The sequence below is a fragment of the Bacillus sp. HU-1818 genome (assembly GCF_022695965.1).
Lineage (GTDB): Bacteria > Bacillota > Bacilli > Bacillales > Bacillaceae > Bacillus > Bacillus atrophaeus.
This window is the reverse complement of the sequence record NZ_JAAPBE010000006.1, coordinates 149,794-174,369: the sequence shown is the minus strand read 5'-3', so window position 1 is coordinate 174,369 and position 24,576 is coordinate 149,794. Positions and strand designations below refer to the sequence as shown.

General features: G+C 45.6%; 2 protein-coding genes. Both read right to left on the bottom strand.

Going from position 1 to position 24,576, the window contains the following annotated elements; all coding sequences use genetic code 11:
* Positions 1-552 precede the first annotated feature (552 nt).
* The gene (locus GXP75_RS19835) at positions 553-8,364 is read right to left on the bottom strand and encodes a non-ribosomal peptide synthetase (RefSeq protein WP_242557698.1); all 7,812 of its coding nucleotides are present in this window, start codon (positions 8,362-8,364) and stop codon (positions 553-555) included.
* 96 nt (positions 8,365-8,460) lie between these two features.
* A complete protein-coding gene (locus tag GXP75_RS19830; protein ID WP_242557697.1) occupies positions 8,461-24,552 on the bottom strand; it encodes a non-ribosomal peptide synthase/polyketide synthase in 16,092 nt (5,363 codons plus the stop codon).
* Positions 24,553-24,576: the final 24 nt, after the last annotated feature.

The window sequence follows — 24,576 nt, the reverse complement described above, 5'->3', positions numbered from 1 at the left end:
CTTTTTTCTTAAATCATTATTTCGTATATTTGTATGTGCTGTTTATATGGCTAGAGAGCGAAAAAACAATAATGAACATTTGGTACATAGTTTATTTAGTTCATTTTATCGTATTTTTCGTTCAAGTTCTCGTGTCAGTGCTCTTTTTTAAAAAGAAATTCTATTATGATTTATGAAAAATTTTAAAAAATCTTTTGTTAGATTTACTTTTTCTTCAAAGTGTACCAGTTGAAATAGGACTCACTTTTATGTTTCTGTATAAAAATACTACCAAGTCCTTTTTTGAGAAGTTTCCTTTGAGAGTAGTGTGACACTCTATAGCGCTTAAAACATCAGTGTCCTTCACTTCAAAAAATCTCTCGGCCATTACCCGAGAGATTTTTTGATATATATGATCATTACGTCCTCCTATAACCGTTTTTTCTAAACCAATGAATAGGAGTCATTTGATGCAGCGATAAGTATCATAAGGGCAACTAACCGCCTTCTCCCCTAGATTATAGCAGAATGGGAGACTAGCAATAATGTCACACCAACCTATCGAACTACCCATTATCTTCTATCAAATTTTGTGTCTCTCACAAACGGTTCCAATGGCAGTTGTTCATGAAGCACTAGTTCACCATGATGTCGCTCATCAATACTTTTCACAATAGACCGAATCGTATTCACATTCTCTTCAATATATTGAAGATCAAAGATCGTAACATGGTCTCCCTTTAATTCATATTCCAGGTAATTGTGTGCAGTTGATTGCGCCCATCCTCTTTCGAGCAAATCGTCGCATAACAAATGATGAATGTTGGCGTTGACGGCACCCGAGTTAATCAGCCGATTATGATACGCAAGATAGCATCTAATTTTATCCTTAATCGAAGGAATGGTTAATATTTCCCTGTAATAAAACGGTATAACATCCAGATTGAGATAGACAATCTCTTCGATTTCCTTTTCAGATAAATGAGTCACCGAAGTGGTTATTTGAGAATCCAACATAATAACATCGGATACGGCATGTCCTCGCTGCTCCATGGTTTTGGCAACCTCAAAAGCCAAATTCGATCCTGAAGAATAACCAAGCAAAACAAAAGGCCCTTGTTCTTGAATGCCTATTATGCTTTCTACATACCGGTCGATTATCGCTTTCTCATGAGACGGCTCTTCTATAAAATCAGCAGCATAGACGACACAGTCGCCATCAAGTCTGTTAGCCATTTCATTATAAACCAACCCATACCCAATTAAAGGAGGGAAACAGAATACAGGGATTGAACCATTCTGATTCAACTTGACGAATACGCTATCCTTCTTAGACTCTAAGGCCGCGGCTTGAATGGCGAGTGCCATTGTTTCGATGGTAGGAGAGTCGTAAACGACGTGATAATGCATTTTGATTCCCATGACCGCGTTAATTTGATGAATTAATTGCAATACTTTGAGCGAATGGCCTCCAACGTCAAAGAAGTTATCTTTAATCCCCAGGTCAGAATGAGCCAAAACTCCCTTCCATATCTCGGCCAGCTGCTTTTCAATCAACGTTCCGGGCGCCACGTATTCGATTCCGGTCGGCATATTTCCAGGAGCAGGCAAAGCTTTCCGATCAATTTTACCATTAGCTGTTAATGGCATTTCCTCTACCCGTACAAAATAGGCTGGAATCATATACGCAGGAAGTTTGTGAAGCAATTGCTGCTTGAGCTGCAGCGTTTTTAATGATTTGTCTCCTACCAAGTAAGCACACAACTGCTTTGAGCCCTCTTCTTCGACCGCGAATACGACCGCTTCTTTGACGGATTCAACTTGCAATAAAGCCGCTTCGACCTCGCCAATTTCAATGCGGTAGCCTCGAATTTTCACCTGATGATCGATTCGTCCCAAATACTCCATATATCCATCCGGCAACCATCGGGCGACATCTCCCGTTTTGTACAATTTCTCGCCTGCGGTAAACGGATGTTCGACAAATTTCTCAGCCGTTAAATCGGGGCGGTTCAAATATCCTCTGGCTATGCCGGCCCCGCTAATGTATATTTCTCCGGGGACGCCGATCGGCACCGGCTTCATATCCACATCCAGCACATAAATGTTCATATTGGCCGCGGCCGTACCGATTGGCACCGATTCTCGTCTGTCTTTCTGCGGATCAAAGGAATAAATCATACATCCGACGACCGTTTCCGTTGGCCCGTATTCGTTAAAGATTTCAATTTGATCTTGAAATTGCTCGCTGATGCTCCGGGCCAGCCGCGCGCTTAAATTGTCGCCGCCAACAATCAGTTTCCGGATCGTGCACTCATGGGGAATGTTCATTTCATTTAATAACTGCAAATGAGCCGGGGTCAGCTTGATAATATCCACCCTGGAATCCTGTACAATAGATGAAAGCAAGGCAGCCCTGTCTTCTCCTCCGAAGACAATGATGGCATTGCCGCTGATGAGCGGCGTAAAAATAGACGTTACCGTTAAGTCGAAAGCGATGGACGAATATAGTGGAAAGTTGGTTTTCTCCCCCTTCACATATACCCTGTCAGCCCACCAAATATAATTGGTTAAGCCTCGATGCTCGATTAATACGCCCTTGGGCTTGCCTGTGGAACCTGATGTATAGATCACATACGCTAAATCCTTCGCATCGCTGATCCGCTCAAGATTAGAGTGCTCTTCGTGATAAGAGCTTTCCTCATCCAATAGAACGATCGTTCCTGCATGTGCCAATCGCTGCCGAAGATGGCTCTGTGTCAAGACGATCTCCGCTTTGGAGTCGTCTAATATATACTGTATGCGGTGCTCCGGATAATCCGGATCAATAGGCACATAGGCGCCGCCGGCTTTTAATACGGCCAGTATTCCCACAACCAACTCGGTGTTGTGTTCGCTGACGATGGCTGTGAGCCGGTCTGCTTGCACGCCATTGGCCCTTAACGTTCGAGCCAATTGATTGGCCCGTTCATTGAGCTGCCGATACGTTAGTTTCTCATCCTCAAAAACAATCGCCACCTGCTCCGGCGTTCGCTCTGTTTGTTCCTCAAACAATTGATGAATTGTCTTTTCCTTTGGATACTCGGCCGCCGTATCGTTAAACTTGTCTACAAGGAGCGATCGTTCATCCGCTGTTATTATATCCAGTTCTTGGACGGGAGTCGCCGTATCGTCCGCCATTTGCTTGATGATTTGCATAAAATGCGCCTGCATCCGCTCTACACTAGCTTGGTCATAAACATTGGCATTGTACACAAAACGAATTTCAATTTCCCCAGCCGGCATGACAATGAAAGTAAAATCATAATGGGTATGTTCTTCCATATGAAAATTGATAATATCTAATGTGGTGTCACCCTGCTTCATATGTTCCATTTGTTTCTCGACCGGGTAATTCTCAAATACCATAATATGATTGATCAACTGCTGCTTTTGTTCGGTTTGAGCCTGAATTTCATACAAGGGATAAGTATCGTATGATTGAGAAGCCAGCGCCAGCTCCTGATTCAATTTCAATACTTGTGAAACCGTCATCTCAGATGGACCATGAATTCGTACGGGAATGGTATTGATAAATAAACCGACCATAGATTCAATACCCGAAATTTCTGCCGGCCGACCGGATACGACCGTGCCGAAAACGACATCCTGACTGCCGTTATAACTTTGCAGCAATAAGCCCCATGCGGTTTGTATCCATGTGTTGACGGTGACTTGATGGCGGCTGGCGGTTCGTTTGATCTCCTCTGTGAGTTGCTTTCCTAAACAAAACACATGCTCTTCTTTTTCGTATCCTTTGGCCTGATTGGAAGGTTGTTCTTTCAACAAAACGGTTTGCCCTTCATAGCCGTCCAAATAATCCCGCCAATAGGCTGCAGCTTGCTCGCGATCTTGTTCATCCAGCCATTCGATATATCGGCTGTACGGAGTAACGGCCCCCCGCTTCGGTTGCCTCTGCTCAAGAATCGCATAATAGGTCTCAAACACTTCTTTCGTAATAAGCGGCAAACACCAGCCATCCATTAAAATATGATGAAAGCTCCATATCAATCGCGCTTGATCTACCTCTGTTCGCAGGATCGATACGCGCATTAAAGCATCTCGGGTGAGATCGAATCCTCGCGCCTTATCTTTTCTCGCAAAAGCGGCAATGAACTCGCTGCGTTGATGAACGTTCATGCTGCGAATATCTTCAACGACCGTTTCAATCGGCTTTTGCCGGAATACGATCTGCAAAGGCTGATCTTTCCATTCGGTATAAAAATGAGTTCGAAGAATGTCATATCTTTCGGCCAGCTGCGCCAAACTCATCGTAAAGGCCTCGATATCCAAGAGGCCTTTCAGATCAAAAGCGGCTTGTTCAAAGTAAGCTCCGGAAGCCGAATCGATCAAGCTATGGAACAGCATCCCCTTCTGCATAGGGGTTAATGGGTATATATTTTCAATGTCGCCAAGATGCTGCGTTTGCTGCACAAATTGATCTAATTCGTCGATTGTTATTTCTTTTAACGAAATATCGCTGGGTGTCAGCTGAATTTGATCTTGAGCTGCACAATGTTCAATGACTTGTTGCAAACTGCTTTTTAAGAGATCGGCACATGTTTCCATTGTTTTTCTTTGATATTGTTTACCGCAATAACTGATTGCCAGTGACAATTGGCCGTTTGAAATCATGCCGTTAATATCAAGCGCATAGGTTATGGGACGCTTGTCGCTGGCGATTTCCCCGCCAGAGTAAGGAGATACCTCGATCTTCCCATTTCGGAAATCTTGATCGAATTGACCCAAATAATTGAAACTAATTTCCGGAAGTCCGATAAATTCGGACGCCATCGGGTGATCTGACAAATACTTGATCAGGCCATAACCTATTCCTTTTTGGGGGATCTTACGCAAATTTTCTTTCACTGTTCTAATCCGTTGCGAGATATCCTGGTCTGCCTTGATTTGGAGCGAAACCGGATATTGGCTTGTGAACCAGCCCACTGTACGTGAAATATCGAGATCTGGAATAATAGACTCTCTGCCGTGTCCTTCAAGATGAATGAGAATGTCTTCATGTCCAGTCCAACGATGAATAGCGATTCCTAGTCCGGTCAGCAATAAATCGTTCATTTCGGTCGAATAAGCCCTGTGAGCGTTTTTTAATAAACGTTCGGTTTCCTCTGCCGTCCATTGGACGATGATCGTTTCCTGGTCTTTGGCCTGGCCGATTTCCTGTTCGTTATCCTTCGGCAATACATTTGCTCGAATATGTTCATGCCCGAACCAGTATTGATTTTTCATTTCAAATTCCGGACTACTTGCATAACGTTTCAACTGTTCGGCCCATAACAGGTAGGAGTCCGTTTTCTTCGGAAGCCGGATCGCTTCCCCGTTTTGAAGCTGCTCATAAGCAGCCGCTATATCCTCGATTAAAATTCTCCATGAAACGCCATCGATGACCAAATGATGGATTGCAATCAGCAAATGATCCCCTTCTTTACACTGAAACAATCCCAATTTCATGAGCGGGCCTTCGGCTAGATGAATGGATTGCTGAATCTCATTGGATACCGTTTCTATCGCTTGGGCCACATTGTTTTCTTCGAGTAATGAGATCACTTCAAGGCTGAATAGATCTCCTTCATCGATTCCCCGATTTCGGGCTTCGTATCCATATTCCGTTGAATCATAGACCATGCGCAAAGCATCGTGATGCTCCACAATCTTCTCCATGACTTCCCGAAGCTTTGATTCATTCAATCCCTCTTTCCAATAAAGCATAACCGATTGATTATAATGGTGTAAGTCGGGGTATTTCTGGGCAAAAAACCAATGTTGAATCGGGGTCAGCAGCGCCTGGCCTTTGATTTCTCCTTGTTCTGCGATTCGGGTTACCGACTCTATGTAGGGAACAAGCTCGGAGATCGTTTGGTACTTAAACAAGTGTTTGATTTCAAGCTTATAACCGGCTTGGTATAAGCTTGAGGTCACTTGAATCGACTTAATAGAATCCCCCCCTAATTCGAAGAAATGATCCGAGACTCCGACCCGTTCTACGCCTAATACCGACTCCCATACTCCGACTAGTATTTTTTCCAGTTCTGTGCGTGGAGCTGCATAGTTCATACCTGTGAGATTCCCTCTTGGAGAAGGCAGCGCCTGACGATCTATTTTTCCATTGGAAGTAAGCGGCATCGCTTTCAACTGAACGAAATAAGCAGGTATCATATAGGAAGGAAGCTGCCGGGATAGTTGTTCCCGAAGCTCGCCTGCTGTCAAAGCATGGTGTGCGGTATAATAGGCGCACAAGGATGTTTCTCCGTTGATTTCTTGTGCAATAACGATGGCTTCTTGAATCGACGGTATATGGAAAAAGGCGGCTTCGGCTTCGCCAATTTCAATGCGATAACCGCGGATTTTCACCTGGTGGTCGATTCTTCCGAGATATTCGACGTACCCATTCGGCAGCCATCTGGCCAAATCCCCCGTCCTGTACATTTTCGTTCCGGGCACGAAGGGATGCTGGACGAACTTCTCAGCCGTTAATTCCGGGCGGTTCAAATATCCTCTGGCTACACCAGCACCGCCAATATACATTTCTCCGGGAACGCCGATCGGCACCGGCTTCATATCTGCATTCAGCACATAAATGTTCATATTGGCCGCGGCCGTACCGATTGGCACCGATTCTCGTCTGTCTTTCTGCGGATCGAAGGAATAAATCATACATCCGACGACCGTTTCCGTTGGCCCGTATTCGTTAAAGATTTCAATTTGATCTTGAAATTGCTCGCTGATGTTCCTGGCCAGCCGCGCGCTTAAATTGTCGCCGCCAACAATCAGTTTCCGGATCGTGCACTCATGGGGAATGTTCATTTCTTTCAATAACTTCAAATGAGCCGGGGTCAGCTTGATAATATCCACCCTGGTATCCTGTACAATGGATGAAAGCAAAGTCGCCCTCTCTTCTCCTCCGAAGACAATGATGGCATTGCCGCTGATGAGCGGCGTAAAAATAGACGTTACCGTTAAGTCGAAAGCGATGGACGAATATAGTGGAAAGTTGGTTTTCTCCCCCTTCACATATACCCTGTCAGCCCACCAAATATAATTGGTTAAGCCTTGATGCTCGATTAATACGCCTTTGGGCTTGCCTGTGGAACCTGATGTATAGATCACATACGCTAAATCCTTCACATCGCTGATCCGCTCAAGATTAGAGTGCTCTTCGTGATAAGAGCTTTCCTCATCCAATAGAACGATCGTGCCTGCATGTGCCAATCGCTGCCGAAGATAGCTCTGTGTCAAGACGATCTCCGCTTTGGAGTCGTCTAATATATACTGTATGCGGTGCTCCGGATAATCCGGATCAATGGGTACGTAGGCGCCGCCGGCTTTTAATACGGCCAGTATCCCCACTACCAACTCGATGTTGTGTTCGCTGACGATGGCTGTGAGGCGGTCTGCTTGCACGCCATTGGCCCTTAACGTTCGAGCCAATTGATTAGCCCGTTCATTTAGCTGCCGATACGTTAGTTTCTCATCCTCAAAAACAATCGCCACCTGCTCCGGCGTTCGCTCCGCTTGTTCCTCAAATAATTGATTCATCGTCTTATCTCTCGGATATTCGGCCGCCGTATGATTATAGTCCACGAGGAATTTATTTGTTTCCGCGTCGGATAAAATATCAAGCTGGCGGATGGCGAGGTCGGGTTGAAATAATATGATCGAAAAAATACGATTTAAATGTTCGAGCACTTGCATCATATACTGACGATCATAAGCTTGTTCATTATAAGTTAACTTTAATTGAATAGAATCATTCCCCATGTCAAATTGAAATAAAGTATCCGAAGCAACAGTTTCTTTGAAGCGAGTGGGATGAAATTGATCTAATGATACGATCGTATGAATCATTGGCAAATGATTTGAATTGTAGTTCAGACTCAATGGACCAACCATTTTATCAAAGGGAACGTGCTGATTTAAGATCGCTTCGCCCAACGTATGTTTGAATTCATTAAATATAGATTTAAACGTACAGCCCGCATTTATGTTTTGTTTGATTAACATAATTTGATCCAAACGAAGGTCTTCATCGGTTTCGTCTTCAAAGGTTGGAACACCTACAATAATGCCCTCTTCTCCTGTATATTTGTACAAAAGACACTCGATTCCAACCAAGAGAACCATATAAACGGCCATTGGCGATTTATTCGTCATAGTCATGATGCGCAGGGATACATCGGATCTCAATGAACTGTAAATACAGTTAGGGGCACTCGACTCATCGTGCTCTATTGTTGAGTCCGACATTTGAAACGAAGGGACTGCACTGGGACGATCTTCCGCATTGAACATGCTGCTCCAGAACAACTCCTGTTGTTTAAATTCTGACATTAATATCCCTCCAGTAAGTTTTAATTCCTGTTTCGAAGGCGGCTGGTAGCTGTCCCCACATGAATCATGCCGGGGACAGCCGTTACCGACCGTTTTTTAGAAATCCAATTCGATTGCGCTTGCGAAGTGTTCACTTTTGTTTACTTTCTCGCTTAATTGGATTTCTTTTATAGGAATCGATGGGTTTTGTATAATCGCCGACAGGATCATGACGTAATCCTTGGCCAACGTAGCGATGGTTTTCTTTTTAAATAGCTTCGTACAGTAATCAAAGCTGCCTTGAATCTCTTGCGGGTTCATCACGAAGGTCAACTGCAAATCAAATTTGGCCGCCGTATGCGTTTGTTCATAAGGCCTGACGGCGAGAGAATCCACTTCAATATCCGTGTGTTCCGTATTTTGCACAACGAACATCGTATCGAATAACGGATTACGGCTTAAATCTCGTTTCACTCCCAGCTTCTCAACTAATTCTTCAAAAGGATACTCTTGATTTTCATAAGCTTTCAGCATTATTTCTTTGGTTTCCGTTACATAATTCATAAAGGTCTTTTCTCCAACCGGAGCTGTACGAATGGCTAATGTATTCACAAACATTCCGATGATATGTTGTAAATCTTCATGCACTCTTCCAGCAATGGGCGTACCGACGACGATATCTTCTTGACCGCTATATTTGGCCAGCAGTATGTTATAGGCTGCCAACAAGATCATATAAGTGGTTGATCCGGTCAATTCTTCGATCTGTTTTACACCTTGGACCACAGGCCCATCTAGGACAAAATTGTATCGGTTCCCATCAAAGCTTCGAACTCGCGGTCTGGCAAAATCTTTCGGCAACTCAAATGGCGGAAGCTCCTCATGAAATACATCCAACCAATAGTCCTCCTGCCTTTTGATGCGTTCCCTCTGCCCTGCCTGTTGCTGCCATGCAGTGAAGTCTTTGTATTGAATCCGGAGCGGAGCTAATTCTTTGCCGTCATATAGTTCAATCAGTTCTTCGACAAAAATATTCATGGAAGCGCCGTCCGTAACGATATGGTGCATGTCAAACATGAAAATATGCTTGTCCTGTTCCAATTCAATGAGTCCAGCTCGAAGCAATGGGGCCTGGCTAAGATCGAACGTTCGTACGAAGGTACGGAACAGCTCCTCGACCTCCTCAGCCGTTGCCTTGTACCTCTCTATAGAGAACTCCACCTGTGGCTTGATCACCTGCATCGGTTCTCCGCGGATCATTTCAAATCCGGTGCGCAGCGATTCATGGCGCTGAATCAGTCTATGGAACGCGGTTTGTAAACGATCCATGTCGATCCTTCCCTCCAACGTCAAAATTCCCGGCATGTTGTAACTTAGTTCTCCGCCTTCAATTTGCGTAGACAGGTAAACCATCTTTTGTACGGAAGATACAGGATAAACATCTTTGACCTCTGCAGCAGGGATATCATCCGGTCCGCACGTTTCCGCGCCTGCAATGACCTTCGCCATTTCTTCAATCGTCGGGCATTGAAACACTTCTCTCAACGAAATGCTTTTGTGGAATTGTTTATGGATTTTGGCAACGAGCGCCATCCCCCGTAACGAATGCCCGCCGATATCGAAAAAGTTATCTTTCACGCCTACTTGTTCTAACTTCAATACTTCTTTCCAGACGTAAACTAACTGCTCTTCCATTCTCGTCCTTGGAGCAACGTAATCAATCCCGGTTTGCAAGCCTGCTTCGGGCAGCGGCAATGCTTCGCGATTCACTTTTCCATTGGAGGTTAACGGAATTTGCTCCAGTTGCATCAAGTATGAAGGAACCATGTAGCCTGGTATTTGATCGGAGAGCTTTTCTTTAAGCTGACTGCTCGGCAGTGATTGCTCCGCTGCAAAATAGGCATACAAATCGCTTTGCCCCTCTGCATTTTCTCTGGCCAGGACAACCGCTTCCTGTACATACTCGATGTTGAGAAGAGCGGCTTCAACCTCGCCAAGTTCGATCCGGTATCCGCGAATTTTGACTTGATGGTCCATTCTTCCGGCATATTCAATGTTTCCATCGGGCAGGTAACGGGCAAGATCGCCTGTTTTATACATCCGTTGATTCGTATCATAGGGATGCGGAACAAATTTTTCGAGCGTCAAAGATTCCCGGTTATGATAACCTCTGGCTAAGCTGACCCCGGAAATACAAAGTTCACCGACGATACCGACAGGCTGAAGCGTCCCGGCTTCATTCAGAATTAAAATTTCCGTATTCGAAATCGGTTTTCCGATAGGCTGAAGCTCCTGATGAATTTCCGGATCAACGGTATACATGGTCACGACATGCGTTTCCGATGGACCGTAATGATTATGCAGCGTGACATGATGACGCGCCAGCATTTCTCGCAGCATACTCGACACGATGAGCTGTTCTCCCGCGGCGATCATATGATCCACGCATTCGGCAAACGGTTCGAAAAATTGTTTCTCCGATGCAAGGAACTTAAGGAACGCGGTAGGAAGAAATGCCGTTTGTATCCTGTATGTCTTGACAAATTCGTTGAGATGACGAATTTCGCGTTTTGCCTCATTGTCAATGATATAAAGTGTCCCGCCGCTTAAGATCGTGGAGAAAATCTCTTGATAGCAGACATCGAAGCTCATCGCGGCAAATTGCAGCACCCTGTCAAAACGCAGCTGCGTATGTTCCCGCTCATAAGCGAGCAGATTCAACATGGTTTTATGCTCTAATTGAACCCCTTTAGGCTTTCCTGTTGTTCCTGATGTGTAAATGACGTACAATAAATGATTTTCCGCATAAGAAAGGCTAAGATTGCTTTCCTCGCCCTGATATACCAACTGATCGTCAAGCAGAACCACAACACCTTCAAAAGAAGGCGGAACGTTTTGATCGGCACAAGTCAATAGCACACTGGCACCGCTGTCTTTCATTAAAAAAGCACGTCGTTCATCAGGAAGCTCCGGATCTATTGGAAGAAACGCCCCACCGGCCTTTAATATCGCTAAAATCCCGATAATCATATTTGCCGAGCGTTCCGTGAGAATGGCAACCACCTGATCGGCGCCTACCCCCTGGTTCCGAAGCACGCGCGCAAGTTGGTTGGAGCGTTCATTCAACTGACGATAGGTCCAGGTTTGATTTTCAAACAAAACGGCGACATGGTCAGGAGTGCGCTCAGCCTGCTGCTCGAATTGTTGATGAATCGTTAATGGGATATGTTCATCGTTTACTGCAGTATCGTTAAACAGTTCCCAAATTTCACTTTTCTCTTGCAGCGACATCATATCTAAAGAAGCCAGCTTGGCCTCAGGATGTTCGATGATCGCATCGATCAGCTGCACAAAATGCCGTATCATGCGTTCGATCGTTTCCGGCTTGAACAGTGTCGTCAGGTATTCCATTGTGAAATGAATGCGCGTTTCTACTTCCACAGCTGTTAAGGTTAAGTCGAATTTAGCCATCGTATGTTCGTTGGGATATGGATTGAATGTCAAGCCATCCATCACTAATTGTTCTTGCTCCGTGTTCTGCAGCACAAACATGGTGTCGAACAACGGATTGCGGCTTAAATCTCTGGTGATGTTCAATTGATCGACCAGCGCTTCAAACGGATAATCTTGATGCTCATAAGCTTTTAATGCATTCTCCTTCACTTCGGCAAGATACTGAGAGAACGTCTTCTCTTTGGCAGGGAAATTACGCATTGCCAGGGTGTTGACGAACATACCGATGATCGAATCCAAATCCGCATGCGGTCTCCCCGCTATGGGGCTGCCCACAATAATGTCTTCCTGGCCGCTGTATTTAGACAGCAATAAGGTATAGGACGCAAGAAGCACCATATATAAAGTAGATTCGTTTTTAAATGCCAGTTGCTTTAAGCCCGCGCTTCTTTGCTCATTAATCGTAAAGTGCAGCGTAGCTCCCGTAAAATCCCTTCCGGAAGGCCGCATATAATCGGTTGGCAGATGAAGGATGGGGATATCGCCGCTGTACAGCTCCAGCCAATAGGCTTCTTGCTTTTGTACTTGCTTTAATCGCGCTTCCCCGGTTTGCCACACTGCATAGTCTTTGTACTGAATCCGCAGGGGTGGTAATGCCTCACCTTCATACATTCGGACAAATTCTTTGATCAGTACGCTCATGGATGTTCCGTCCGAGATAATATGATGCATATCAAACAGCAGGATTCCGTGATTAGGTTGAAGCTCAATCAGCCCGACACGAAGCAGCGGAGGCTCCTCCAGTTGAAATGTACGAACAAATTGACGGATACAAAGGTCCGCTTCATCTCCCCTGGCCTGATACGATTCTACTGCAAATTCAACGTGATCCAAGACATACTGAACAGGTTCTCCGTCCACCATTTTAAAGCCGGTGCGTAAAGATTCATGGCGCTGAATCAGTTGAGCAAAGGACTCCTGTAACTTGTCCCGATCCAGCTCCCCTTCGACAGCCATCATGCCCAGCATGTTGTAACTGAGCTCTCCGCCTTCCAAATGGTTGAGAATGTACAATCTTTTTTGTGCAGAGGATACCGGATAATAGGGCCTTTTTTCGATTGCAGGAATACAAGCATATCCGGTTTGCTCCATCATCGTAATCGCCTGCGCAAGCTGTTCAATGGTTGGGAACTGGAACACGTTTCGCAAAGGGATTTGAACATGCAATTGCTTTTGAATCTTTGCAATTAGCGTCGTCGCACGCAGGGAGTGTCCCCCGATATCAAAAAAGTTATCTCGAATCCCCACCTGCTCTAACCCGAGAACATCCTGCCAAATTTTCGATAGCTGTAGTTCTGTCGAAGTTCGCGGCGACACGTATTCCGCGGCACCATATCGCTTTCCGTCCGGCGCCGGTAATAATTGACGATTCAACTTTCCGTTCGGCGTTAACGGCATCTGATCCAGTTGTACAAAATAAGCCGGTATCATATATCCTGGTAAATGTCGGGCGAGAACATCCCGAAGTTCGCTAGACGGGAATGGCTCGTCCGCCAAATAGTACCCGCATAAATATTGCTCGCCCTCTGCATCTTCAAAGGCAGAAACGACGGCTTGTTGAATCTCCGGAACGTTCAACATCAGCGATTCGATTTCACCGAGTTCAATCCTAAAACCATGAATTTTCACCTGATGATCGATTCGCCCAATAAATTCTATATTTCCATCCGGCAGAAGGCGAGCCAGATCGCCGGTTCTATACATTTGGCTCGATGGGACAAACGGATCGTCAACGAATTTTTCATTCGTCAATTCCGGCAAGTTCAAGTATCCGCGCCCTACGCCGTCCCCTGCAATGTATAACTCGCCCTGGACGCCCACTGGCTGTAATCGCTGCTGCGAATCGAGAATGTACATGCGATTGCTGCCTAGGGGCTTCCCTATTGGGACGTGAATTTGACTGCGAGTCCAAGCATCGGCAGAAACTTCAATGTTGAACAGGGACGCATCCACGCAAGTTTCGGTAGGGCCATATACATTGGTAATGGCAGGTACTGCGCCCTGAGCGGCAAATAACTGCATGAACTTGGTTACCGTCGTTTTGGGAAGCGCCTCTCCTCCGATTAAGAGATGACGAAGCGGTGCTCCTTGCCTATCATCTGCAGCTACCAGCAGCTTCAAGTGGGCAGGCGTTCCGTCGGTTATGTCAATACGATGCTCTCGATAGTAATGCCATAAGGCTGCACCATCAGACACCGTCTCTTTGGGAACGATAAACAAGGTATGTCCTAACAACAAGGAAGCGTACAATTGCTGGACCGAAGCATCGAAATAATATGGAGCGAGCATGGCCACATGCAAAACCGCATCATAGGCGGAGTAAACCTGAAGACGCAGCCCTTCGATGAGGTGAATCACCTGGCGATGTTCAATCAGCGTGCCTTTTGGCCTTCCCGTCGTGCCAGAAGTATAAATGGCATAGGCCAGTTGATTGGACTGACATGGCAGCGCCAGGTTGACATCTGTTTCCTGACAGGCATGTTCCTCTTGCATATCGATACATGTTCCGGAAAAGACGACGTTGTCTGGAATTTTCCCGCGCATAAGTAATACGTTAATGCCCGAATCCCTTACGATATAATGGATGCGTTCCAAAGGAGAATACGGATCTATTGGCAAATACGCTCCGCCCGCTTTTAAAACTGCTAAGATCCCTGTAATCATCTCCAAGGAACGATCAACCATAATGCCGACAAGTTGACCCGCTCGCACTCCTTCATCTTGCAAGGTTCGCGCAAGATGATTGGCTCGCTGGTTCAGTTCCCCATACGTTAACTGTTCTCCCTCGAATACAACCGCTGCACGGTCCGGCGTACGGCGCGCTTGTTCCTCGAACCGCTGATGAATCGTTTGTTCACGAGAGTAATGCATTTCGCTAGACTGAAAACGGTTGAGCAGGTGTTCTTTTTCTTGCCGGGTCAAAAGTTCCAATTCTTCTATTTTGATGTGCGGATGCTGCAATACTTGATGCATGAGCTGTTCAAAATGTCCACGAACCCGCTCCACTTCTGATTGTTCATATTCGTTTTGGTTAAAACCAAAATGAACGGCGAGTTGTTCGCCAGGGATGACAGCCACATTAAAATCGTAATGGGAATGCTCTTCCATATGAAAATTCTCGATGTTTAATTCCGCAGCATCATGGCCTGCTTGCTCGACTTGTTGTCCTATCGGATAGTTTTCAAAGATCATAATATGATCAATTAAGTCTTGCTTCTGTTCCGTTTGTGCCTGAATTTCGTACAAAGGATAGGAATCGTACGATTGGGAAGCCAATGCCTTTTGTTGAACCATTTGCATTGCTTCGACGAAAGAGCTACCCTCATCGCAACGGATTCGAACCGGAATGGTATTGATGAACAGACCAATCATCTGTTCCACACCGGGGATATCCGCCGGCCTTCCCGACACGACACTGCCAAAGACAACGTCGCCGGTCCCGCTATATTTCTGTAATAAAATTCCCCACAACGTTTGGATCAACGTATTTAACGTGACTTGATGCTGATTTGCGATCTGCTGTAATTGTTTTGTCTGTTCTTGATCTAATTGGCAGATCACATTGGCATAAGCATATGCTTTTCGTTCATGCTGCGGTCTCCTATGAAGAATCCGGGTTTCACCTTTATAGCCTTCAAGATACTCGCTCCAGTACTGTTTGGCCGCCTTATGATCTTGACGATCAAGCCATTCCATATAGTCGCTGTAAGGAGCTGTATAAACGGATTCTATTTCACTGCCCTCTTGCAGAGCGATATAATGTTCAAATACTTCCTTCGTTATAAGAGGCAGGCACCAGCCATCCATGACAATATGATGGAAGCTCCAAATGATATGATATTTGTAATCTTCCATACGGAAAATCGCCATGCGCATCAGCCGATCTTGAGCCAGGTCAAATCCGTTCGCTTTATCCTCCCGTTGATAGGATCGGATTTCATTCTCACGCCGGTTCTTATACATGTCACGCAAATCTGCAAAATGAACTTTCGGTCTTTGCGTCTTATAGACAATTTGTAAGGGGACATCGTTCCAGCCGCTATAAAAACGGGTTCTGAGCACGGCATATTTTTCAAATAAACGCTCCAAGCTTTCTGCAAACCTATCAATCTCTAACTCTCCCTGCAAATCAAACGATGCTTGTTCGAAATAAGAACTTGAGTCCTCATCCAACATGCTGTGAAACAGCATTCCCTTCTGCATCGGAGTGAGCGGATACACATTTTCGATCTCACCTGCATGAGGCAGTTGAATAAGGAGCTGGTCCAATTCGTCAACGGTCATGCCTTTTAACAAAATATCGCTTGGCGTCAGTTCCGATTGTTCTTTATGAACACAATGCTCAATGATTGTCCGAAGGCCGCTTTGAATAAATGCCGATAACCGCTTGATGGTTTCTCTTACGTACTGTTTGTTGCTATAGCTAATCGTCAGCATCAACCGACCCTTGGAAATCATCCCGTTTATATTCAATACATACGGTCTGACTTGATTGCCGCTCGAGTCTGAACCGCAGGAGTAAGGAGATAATTGAATCGCATGATGCTGCAAATCTTGATCAAACTGCCCTAGGTAATTAAAACTAATCTCCGGACTCATTTTCACTGGCATTGAACTGCTTAAATACCTTGCTATTCCATATCCGATCCCTTTATGCGGAATTTGGCGCAGCCCTTCTTTGGTCGTCTTGATATAATAAGATATTTCTTTGCCTTGCTGCGTGTGAAGCACAACCGGGTACAGACTTGTAAACCACCCCACCGTGCGAGAGATATCCATATCAGGGATAATCTGTTCTCTTCCGTGTCCCTCTAAATGAACCGCAATCTGTTCAAGTCCTGACCAATGGGATATGGAAAGCCCCAGTGAGGTTAACAGCAGGTCGTTTATTTCAGTGTTATAAGCGCGATTCGCTTGTTTTAATAACAGCTCCGTTTCTTCTTTGGTCCATTCCACGGTTACCGTTTCACTGCTTTTTGAGAACGTACGCGTTTCATGAAAATCTTTAGGCAACGGTTTCACGTCGGTTTGTTCGATCTGTGTCCAATATTCCTGTTCTTGCTTGATGGCCGCACTTTGCGCATACTCCGACAGCTTATCCGCCCATAGCCGGAAAGAGTCTGTTTTTTCCGGCAATTGAATCACTTGCCCATTCTCGGCTTGCCTGTAACCACTAACGATATCCTCCAGTAAAATGCGCCATGAAACCCCGTCTACAATTAAATGATGGATGACAATGAGCAAATGATCCCCATCTGTACATTGAAACAATCCGGCTTTCATTAACGGTCCAGCACTTAAACGCATACTGCCCTGTATCTCGTTAGCCTTGGCTTCAATTGCCGGGCCAGGGTCGGCTTCTGCTTTCAGATTCATGACTTCAAGATGGTACAGCTCGCTTTGGGCGATTTCTGCATTCCAAGCCTCGTATCCGTTATCCGCTGTCCGGAACATCATGCGAAGCGCATCGTGATGCTCTCCAAGCTTTTGCAGTGTTTTGCGAAGCGGTGATTTCTGAAAGCCTTGCGGTGCATACAGCATGACAGCTTGATTATAATAATGTGGATCTATCGTTGTTTGGTCAAAGAACCAATGCTGAATAGGAGTCAGGCTGACCTTTCCTTTGACTTCACCTTGATCGGGTATACGCAGATTCTGTTCGATATGCGGACTCAATTCGGCAATGGTCGCATATTGAAACAAGTGTTTGATTTCCATTTTGTATCCTTGCTGATTTAATCTGGAAGACACTTGAATCGATTTGATGGAATCTCCGCCAAGATCAAAGAAATTATCAAGAATACCTACGTTTTCAGCGTCTAATACCGATTTCCAAGCAGAAATTAATATTTGTTCCACTTTTGTTCGGGGAGCCTTATACTCTGCTCTATTCTGCAGCCGTAAATCCGGGGCCGGCAGCGCTTTCCGGTTTATTTTCCCATTAGAAGTTAAAGGCATTTTCTCCAGCTCGATAAAATAGGCCGGAACCATATAGCCAGGCAGGGCATGAGACAATTGTTCCCGGAGGCGGGATACCGTTGATGTCTGGCCGCTTACGTAATAGGCACACAATTGCTTAAATCCATGTGCATCTTCTCTGGCTATGACGACCGCTTCCTTGATCGCTTCTGCTTGATGCAGCGCCGCCTCGATCTCGCCTAATTCGATGCGATAACCTCTGATTTTGACTTGTTCATCCATTCTGCCTGCATATTCGATGTTCCCGTCAGGCAGCCACTTTGCCAAATCACCGGTCTTATACATTTTGGTTCCGGGTACAAACGGGTCATCGACAAATTTCTCTGCCGTCAATTCCGGACGGTTCAAATATCCTCTTGCTACACCGGCGCCGCTAATATATATTTCTCCTAGGACACCGATCGGCACCGGTTTCAAGTACTCATCCAGCACATAAATGCCCATGTTTGCTGCTGCTGTACCAATTGGTACCGATTCTCGTCTGTCTCTTACGGAGTCGTAACGGTATATCATGCATCCGACAACTGTTTCCGTCGGCCCGTATTCATTGCATATTTCAATACGGCCTTCGAATTGCTCATAAATGCTTTGAGCTAACCGGGTGCTCAGATTCTCGCCGCCCACAATCATTTTTCGGATAGCTGTTTTATTGTCAATATTCATTGCTTTCAAAACCTGCAAATGGGCCGGGGTCAATTTAATGATATCTACCCTCGGGTCCTGCACAATCGATGCAAGTAAAGCTGTTTTGTCCTCTCCGTCGTAGACGATGATTGTATTACCTGTGACCAACGGTGTGAAAATGGAAGTCACCGTTAGATCAAAAGAGATCGACGAGTACAACGGGAAGTTGGTTTTCTCGCCTTTTACATAAACCTCTCTCGCCCACCAAATATAATTGGTCAAGCCCCGGTGCTCGATTAATACGCCTTTGGGCTTGCCCGTCGAACCTGACGTATAAATCACATACGCCAAATGGTTTGCATCACTGAGCGGTTCAAGGTTAGAGGCATCTTCGCGATAGGAACTTTCCTCATCCAATAAAACCGTGACGCCTTTATGGGTGAGCTGCTCCCGGACATCACGCTGCATCAAGACGATCCCGGCTTTGGAGTCTTCCAGCATATACTGGATGCGATCTTGTGGATATTCCGGATCTATAGGGACGTAGGCTCCGCCGGCTTTTAGAATGGCAAGTATCCCTACCACCGATTCGATACTGTTCCTGCTGATGATAGCCACGGGGTGATCCGCTTGCACGCCCTTCGCTCTTATCGTTCGCGCCAGTTGGTTTGCCCGCTCGTTGAGCTGCCGGTACGTGAGCTGCTCGTCCTTATCGATAACGGCTGCTTGATCGGGCGTTCGCTGCGATTGGTCTTCAAACAATTGATAAACCGCCTTCTGCGGATATGGCGCAGACGTGTCGTTAAGCGTCTGAAGAAGATGTCTTTTTTCGCCTTCCGTTAACAATTCCACTTGATTCACCTGGATATCCGCATCTGCAACGACTTGATGCAAGATTTGTACGAAATGCTCCCGAATCCGCTCCATGCTTGCCCGGTCATACACCTTGGCGTTGTATTCAAAATAGATGTTGAGCGATTCACCCGGTATAACGGTTATATTAAAATCATAGTTGGTTTGTTCCTCCATTTGCACATTGGAGATTGCGATAGATGATCTGTTATCCTGACCTATGCTTTCCATATACTGACCAACAGGGTAATTTTCAAATATCATTAAATGTGTAATTAAATTTTGCCTTTGGGTAGTACGTGCTTGAATATCGTACAACGGATACGTCTCATACTTTTGAGATGCTACGGCCTTTTCCTGCACCTGTTTCATGAGTTCGCCAAAAGTCGTTTCAGCTTCACATTGAATTCGCACAGGAATGGTGTTAATGAATAAGCCGATCATGGTTTCCACGTTTGGAATCCCCGCCGGTCTTCCGGATACAACACTTCCAAAAACAACGTCCCGGCTCCGATTGTATTTCTGCAGCAAAACCCCCCATGCCGTTTGCAGCAGCGTGTTCAGCGTGACATGGCGCTTGCTGGCCGTCTGCTTCATTTTCAATGTGAGATCGGCGCCTATTTCACATGTCACTTTCTCCGGAATGTAATGTTCATCTTCCGCCAGGTGATTGTCCTTAGGGAGGACGGTTTGTTCTTCATACCCCTCAAGATATTGATCCCAATAACGCTGGGCCTCTTTTGCATCTTGCCGATCGAGCCATTCAATATATTGACTATACGGAGTAATCGTCGCTTGTTCAGGCTGCTTTTGCTGAAGCAAAGCAAAGTAATGGTCGAATATTTCTTTCGTAATAAGCGGCAGGCACCAACCGTCCATCAAAATATGGTGAAAACTCCATATAAAACGATAGGTCGTTTCATCCGTACGAAGGATAAATAACCTCATTAACGCGTCTTTCGCTAAGTCGAATCCCCGAATCTTATCTTCTCTGGCATATGCTTGAATCATCTCTTCTTTCTGCGCTTCAGTCCTCTCGCGTAAATCGATGAATTGAAATCCGATCTTTTTGGTTTTCAATATGATTTGCAGCGGCTGGTCTTTCCATCCTCTGTGAAAATTCGTGCGGAAAATATCGTGTCTTTGCGATAAGCCATCTAAGCTTTTTGAAAATGAATCGATATCCAAATCTCCATGCAGATCAAACGTCGTTTGCTGAAAATAAGCGCCTGAATTTGGGTCAAACAAGCTGTGAAACAGCATGCCCTTCTGCATCGGCGTTAATGGATAGATATTTTCTGCTTCGCCTAATTCACGCGTTTGCTCCAAAAGCTGTTCTAGTTCGTCTATCGTGATATCCTTTAACAGGATGTCGCTTGGCGTCAATGATGTCTGCTGCTGGCTTACGCAATGCGCAATGACTTCTTGCAAACTATCTTTCAAACTTTGGGCAAATTGCGCCATGGTTGATCTTTCGTATTGTTTGTTGCTGTAGCTGAGTGTCAGCGATAATTTCCCCTCTGCAATCATGCCATTCAAATCAAGCACGGACATTCTCACTTGGTTTTCATTCATCGATATCCCTGTGGAATAAGACGATGCCTGAAAAGCATGGTGCCGCAGGTCTTGGTCGAACTGACCCAAGTAATTAAATGAAATTTCGGGATTCAGCTGCAGGCTGTCAGCTTCCGGACGCCCGGATAAATATTTGATAACACTATAATTCATTCCTTTATCGGGGATCTGGCGCAGCCCTTCTTTTACGGACTTGATGCGCTGCGACAGCTCTTTTCCTGCTTCCATCTTTAGTACGACAGGATACTGGCTTGTAAACCATCCTACCGTGCGAGTGATATCCGCATCCGGAATAACCGGTTCTCTTCCATGCCCCTCCAAGTTCACGACAACTTCTTCCATGCCTGTCCACCTGTGAACAGCCAGTCCTAACGAAGTCAGCAGCAGGTCGTTGATTTCCGTGTTGTAAGCACGATTCGCTTGTTTTAATAATTGCTGCGTTTCTTCTTTTGTCCATTGGACCGTTATGACATCACTGTCTTTCAATAATGAACCTTCGCTGATCTTATCCTTAGGCAATGGCTGCAGCTCCAGGCTTGAAAGCTCGGTCCAATAGGCAAGCTCCTGCTCCATCTCGGTTTCCAGTGCATACTTGGATAATTGCTCCGACCAGAATGGAAATGAGTCTGTTTTTTGCGGAAGCCGGACCATTTGTCCGCGCTCAGCCTGCTCATAGCCGCTGGCGATATCCTCAAGTAAAATTCGCCAGGATACCCCGTCAATCACTAAGTGATGGATCGCGATAAGCAAATGATCTCCGTCCGGACATTGGAACAAACCAAGCTTCACCAAAGGCCCTTGGCCTAATTCCATGCTGCTTTGAATCTGGGTCGCTTTACTGGCAACAGCTTTGGCCGGATCGGCATCTCCTTTACAATTCATCACTTCAAGATGGTACAAGTCGCTTTCTTCTGCTCCCGCAATCCGAGCAACGTATCCGTTCGGTGTTTCTTCAAAAATCATCCGCAACGCATCGTGGTGCACAGCGACGCGTTCCATCGCCTGGCGAAGAGGTGCCTCTTTAAATCCTTGCGCCGAAAATAACATCACGGTCTGATTATAATGGTCTGCATGCGGCATCTTTTGTTCAAAGAACCAATGTTGAATCGGGGTCAGACTTGTCCTTCCCTTCACTTCCCCTTGATCGGCCATTCTGCTTACCGGCTCTACAAAAGTACTTAGCTCAGCAATCGTGGGATATTTAAACAAATGCTTCATGTCCACCTTGTATCCGGCTTGATACAATCTGGAAGAAACCTGAATTGATTTAATTGAATCTCCGCCAAAATCAAAGAAATTATCCATAATTCCGATACGCTCAGCGCCTAATACCTCTTGCCAGATGGACGCCAGCAGTTCTTCTATTGGGTTTCGCGGGGCTATGTATTCGTTTTCCGTCCGCGTTTTTTCTTCGGTAACAGGCAAAGCTTTCAGATCAATCTTTCCATTGGGAGTGAGCGGTATGCGTTCCAAATGGATAAAGTAAGAGGGAATCATATAATCTGGCAGTTCACGGGACAACATGGCTCTGAACTGCGCGGCGGTCAAAGAAGGCTCTCCGACATAATAGGCATACAATTGCTTGGCTCCGTCTGCGCCCTCCCGCGCAACGACTGCCGCCTCACGAACCTCTTCCAGGTTGAACATGGCCGACTCCACTTCGCCAAGCTCGATACGGTATCCGCGAATTTTCACTTGATGGTCGATTCGTCCCAAATATTCGATCCTTCCATCTGGCATCCACCTGGCGAGATCGCCCGTTTTATACATCTTTTGACCAGGAAGAAGCAAATGTTGAACAAACTTTTCTTTCGTCAATTCAGGCCGATTGAGGTAGCCGCGTGCCACTCCCGCTCCTCCGACATACAGCTCTCCCGGTACGCCGATCGGCTGTATTTGATGGTGCGCCCCTAAAATATAGGCTTGGTGATTAGCCACTGGCTTGCCAATCGTGATCTGTTCATCGGCAGAATGAACAGGCTGAAACGTAGATACCACGCTATTTTCGGTCGGACCGTATTCATTATTGAGCCGAATCTGAGACTGCAGGGAATACAGCCTTTCTACGGTATCTGGTTCAAGTTGTTCTCCGCCTACTACGACATGTTGAACATGAAGAAAGTCCTTTGCGTTCATCTGTTCGGCCATAGCTTTTAACAGACGGGGAGAAGTCGAGAAATGGGTAATCCTTTCCTGCCTCAGTACGTTTTGAATCGCGAAAAGATCTTTGTTGTCTTCATTAGGCAAAAGATACAAAGTTGCACCCGAGATGAGCGGGCCGAAGAAGTTTAAAATGAACGCATCGAAAACATAGGGGTACAAAACAAGTACCCGATCCTCTTCGGAATGCTTGAAAAACGCCTTCTTCCACTGGAGCGAGTTCACAATCCCGCCATGTTCAGCCATCACTCCTTTCGGCTTACCCGTTGTGCCCGAGGTATAGATGACATAGGCCAAATGATTGTGTTCTGCTATTGGCGATAACAATGAGTAATCGGTGTGGTAAGATGTTTCATCATTCAGATCAATCGTCGGGCCGTCAAAGACGAGGCTGTTTTTGAAATGCTGCTGAACAACAAGTACGTCTGCATTCGCATCATTCAGCAAATATTGAAGCCGCTCTTTTGGATATTCAGGATCCAGAGGCACATAAGCGCCCCCCGCCTTCCAAATGGCAATAATGGACACAATCATTTCCAACGAACGCTCAGCCATAATGGCGACCAATGTATCGGCTTGAACCCCGCAGTTTCGTAACGTTCTTGCCAAACGATTGGCTTTTTCATTCAATTCCCTGTACGTCAGGCGGCTGTTTTCGAACTTGACGGCTGGATGATCAGGCGTTCTTTCAGCTTGCTCTTCAAACAATTGATATGCAGTTCGGCTTCCAGAATAATCTGCGTTGGTGTCATTAAATTCAAACAACATTTGATGTTTTTCCGCCTCGGGTATGACATCTGCCGTATGAATTGCTGCTTGGGGCTGGAACAAGATTACGGACAACAGGTGATCAAGATGGGACACGATTTGGTCCATATAGCGCTCATCATAAAGCTTGCCGTTATAAAAAAGCTTCAAATGAATCCCGTTGTTCTCCAAATCAAAGTGAAACAACGTATCAGTTGCAACGTCTTCCTTAAATAGCAAGGAATGAATTTCATTGAGCGAAACGACGGTATGGATCAACGGAATGCGCTCATCGTCGTATTGCACGGTTAAATGCTGGACCATTTTTCGAAATGGCAGGTTTTGATTTTTCAGCGAATCATTAACCGCTTCTTTCAGTTGCTCGAACACGGTTTTAAACGTACTCTGGGAGCTAAGCGTATTTTTCAATAGGACAATGGTATTGACAGCCGAGCTGCTTTTTTGCTTGGATACCGTTGGAATGCCTAGAATCAAGTTCGTTCGGTCCGTATATTTATACAACAAGCATTCAATGCCAGCTATTAAAATCAAATAGGCTGCCATTTCGGAATGATTAGCCATTGTCATTATTCTTTGAGATACTTCTGGAGATAAGGAACGATAGATGCATTTTTCCTGATAGCCGGTACGGGCCAATGACGCTTTTTCCGCTGCTTTAAAGGAAGGGAATACGCTTAGGCCATCCCCTTCATCAAACAGGTTATCCCAGTACGTTTCTTGATTTTTAAATACCGACATTGGAGCACCTCATTTTGTATAGTT

Bases quoted from the DNA above. Each gene is read 5' to 3' on its own strand.
- GXP75_RS19835 (WP_242557698.1), bottom strand. From the start codon at position 8,364: ATGTCAGAATTTAAACAACAGGAGTTGTTCTGGAGCAGCATGTTCAAT.
- GXP75_RS19830 (WP_242557697.1), bottom strand. From the start codon at position 24,552: ATGTCGGTATTTAAAAATCAAGAAACGTACTGGGATAACCTGTTTGAT.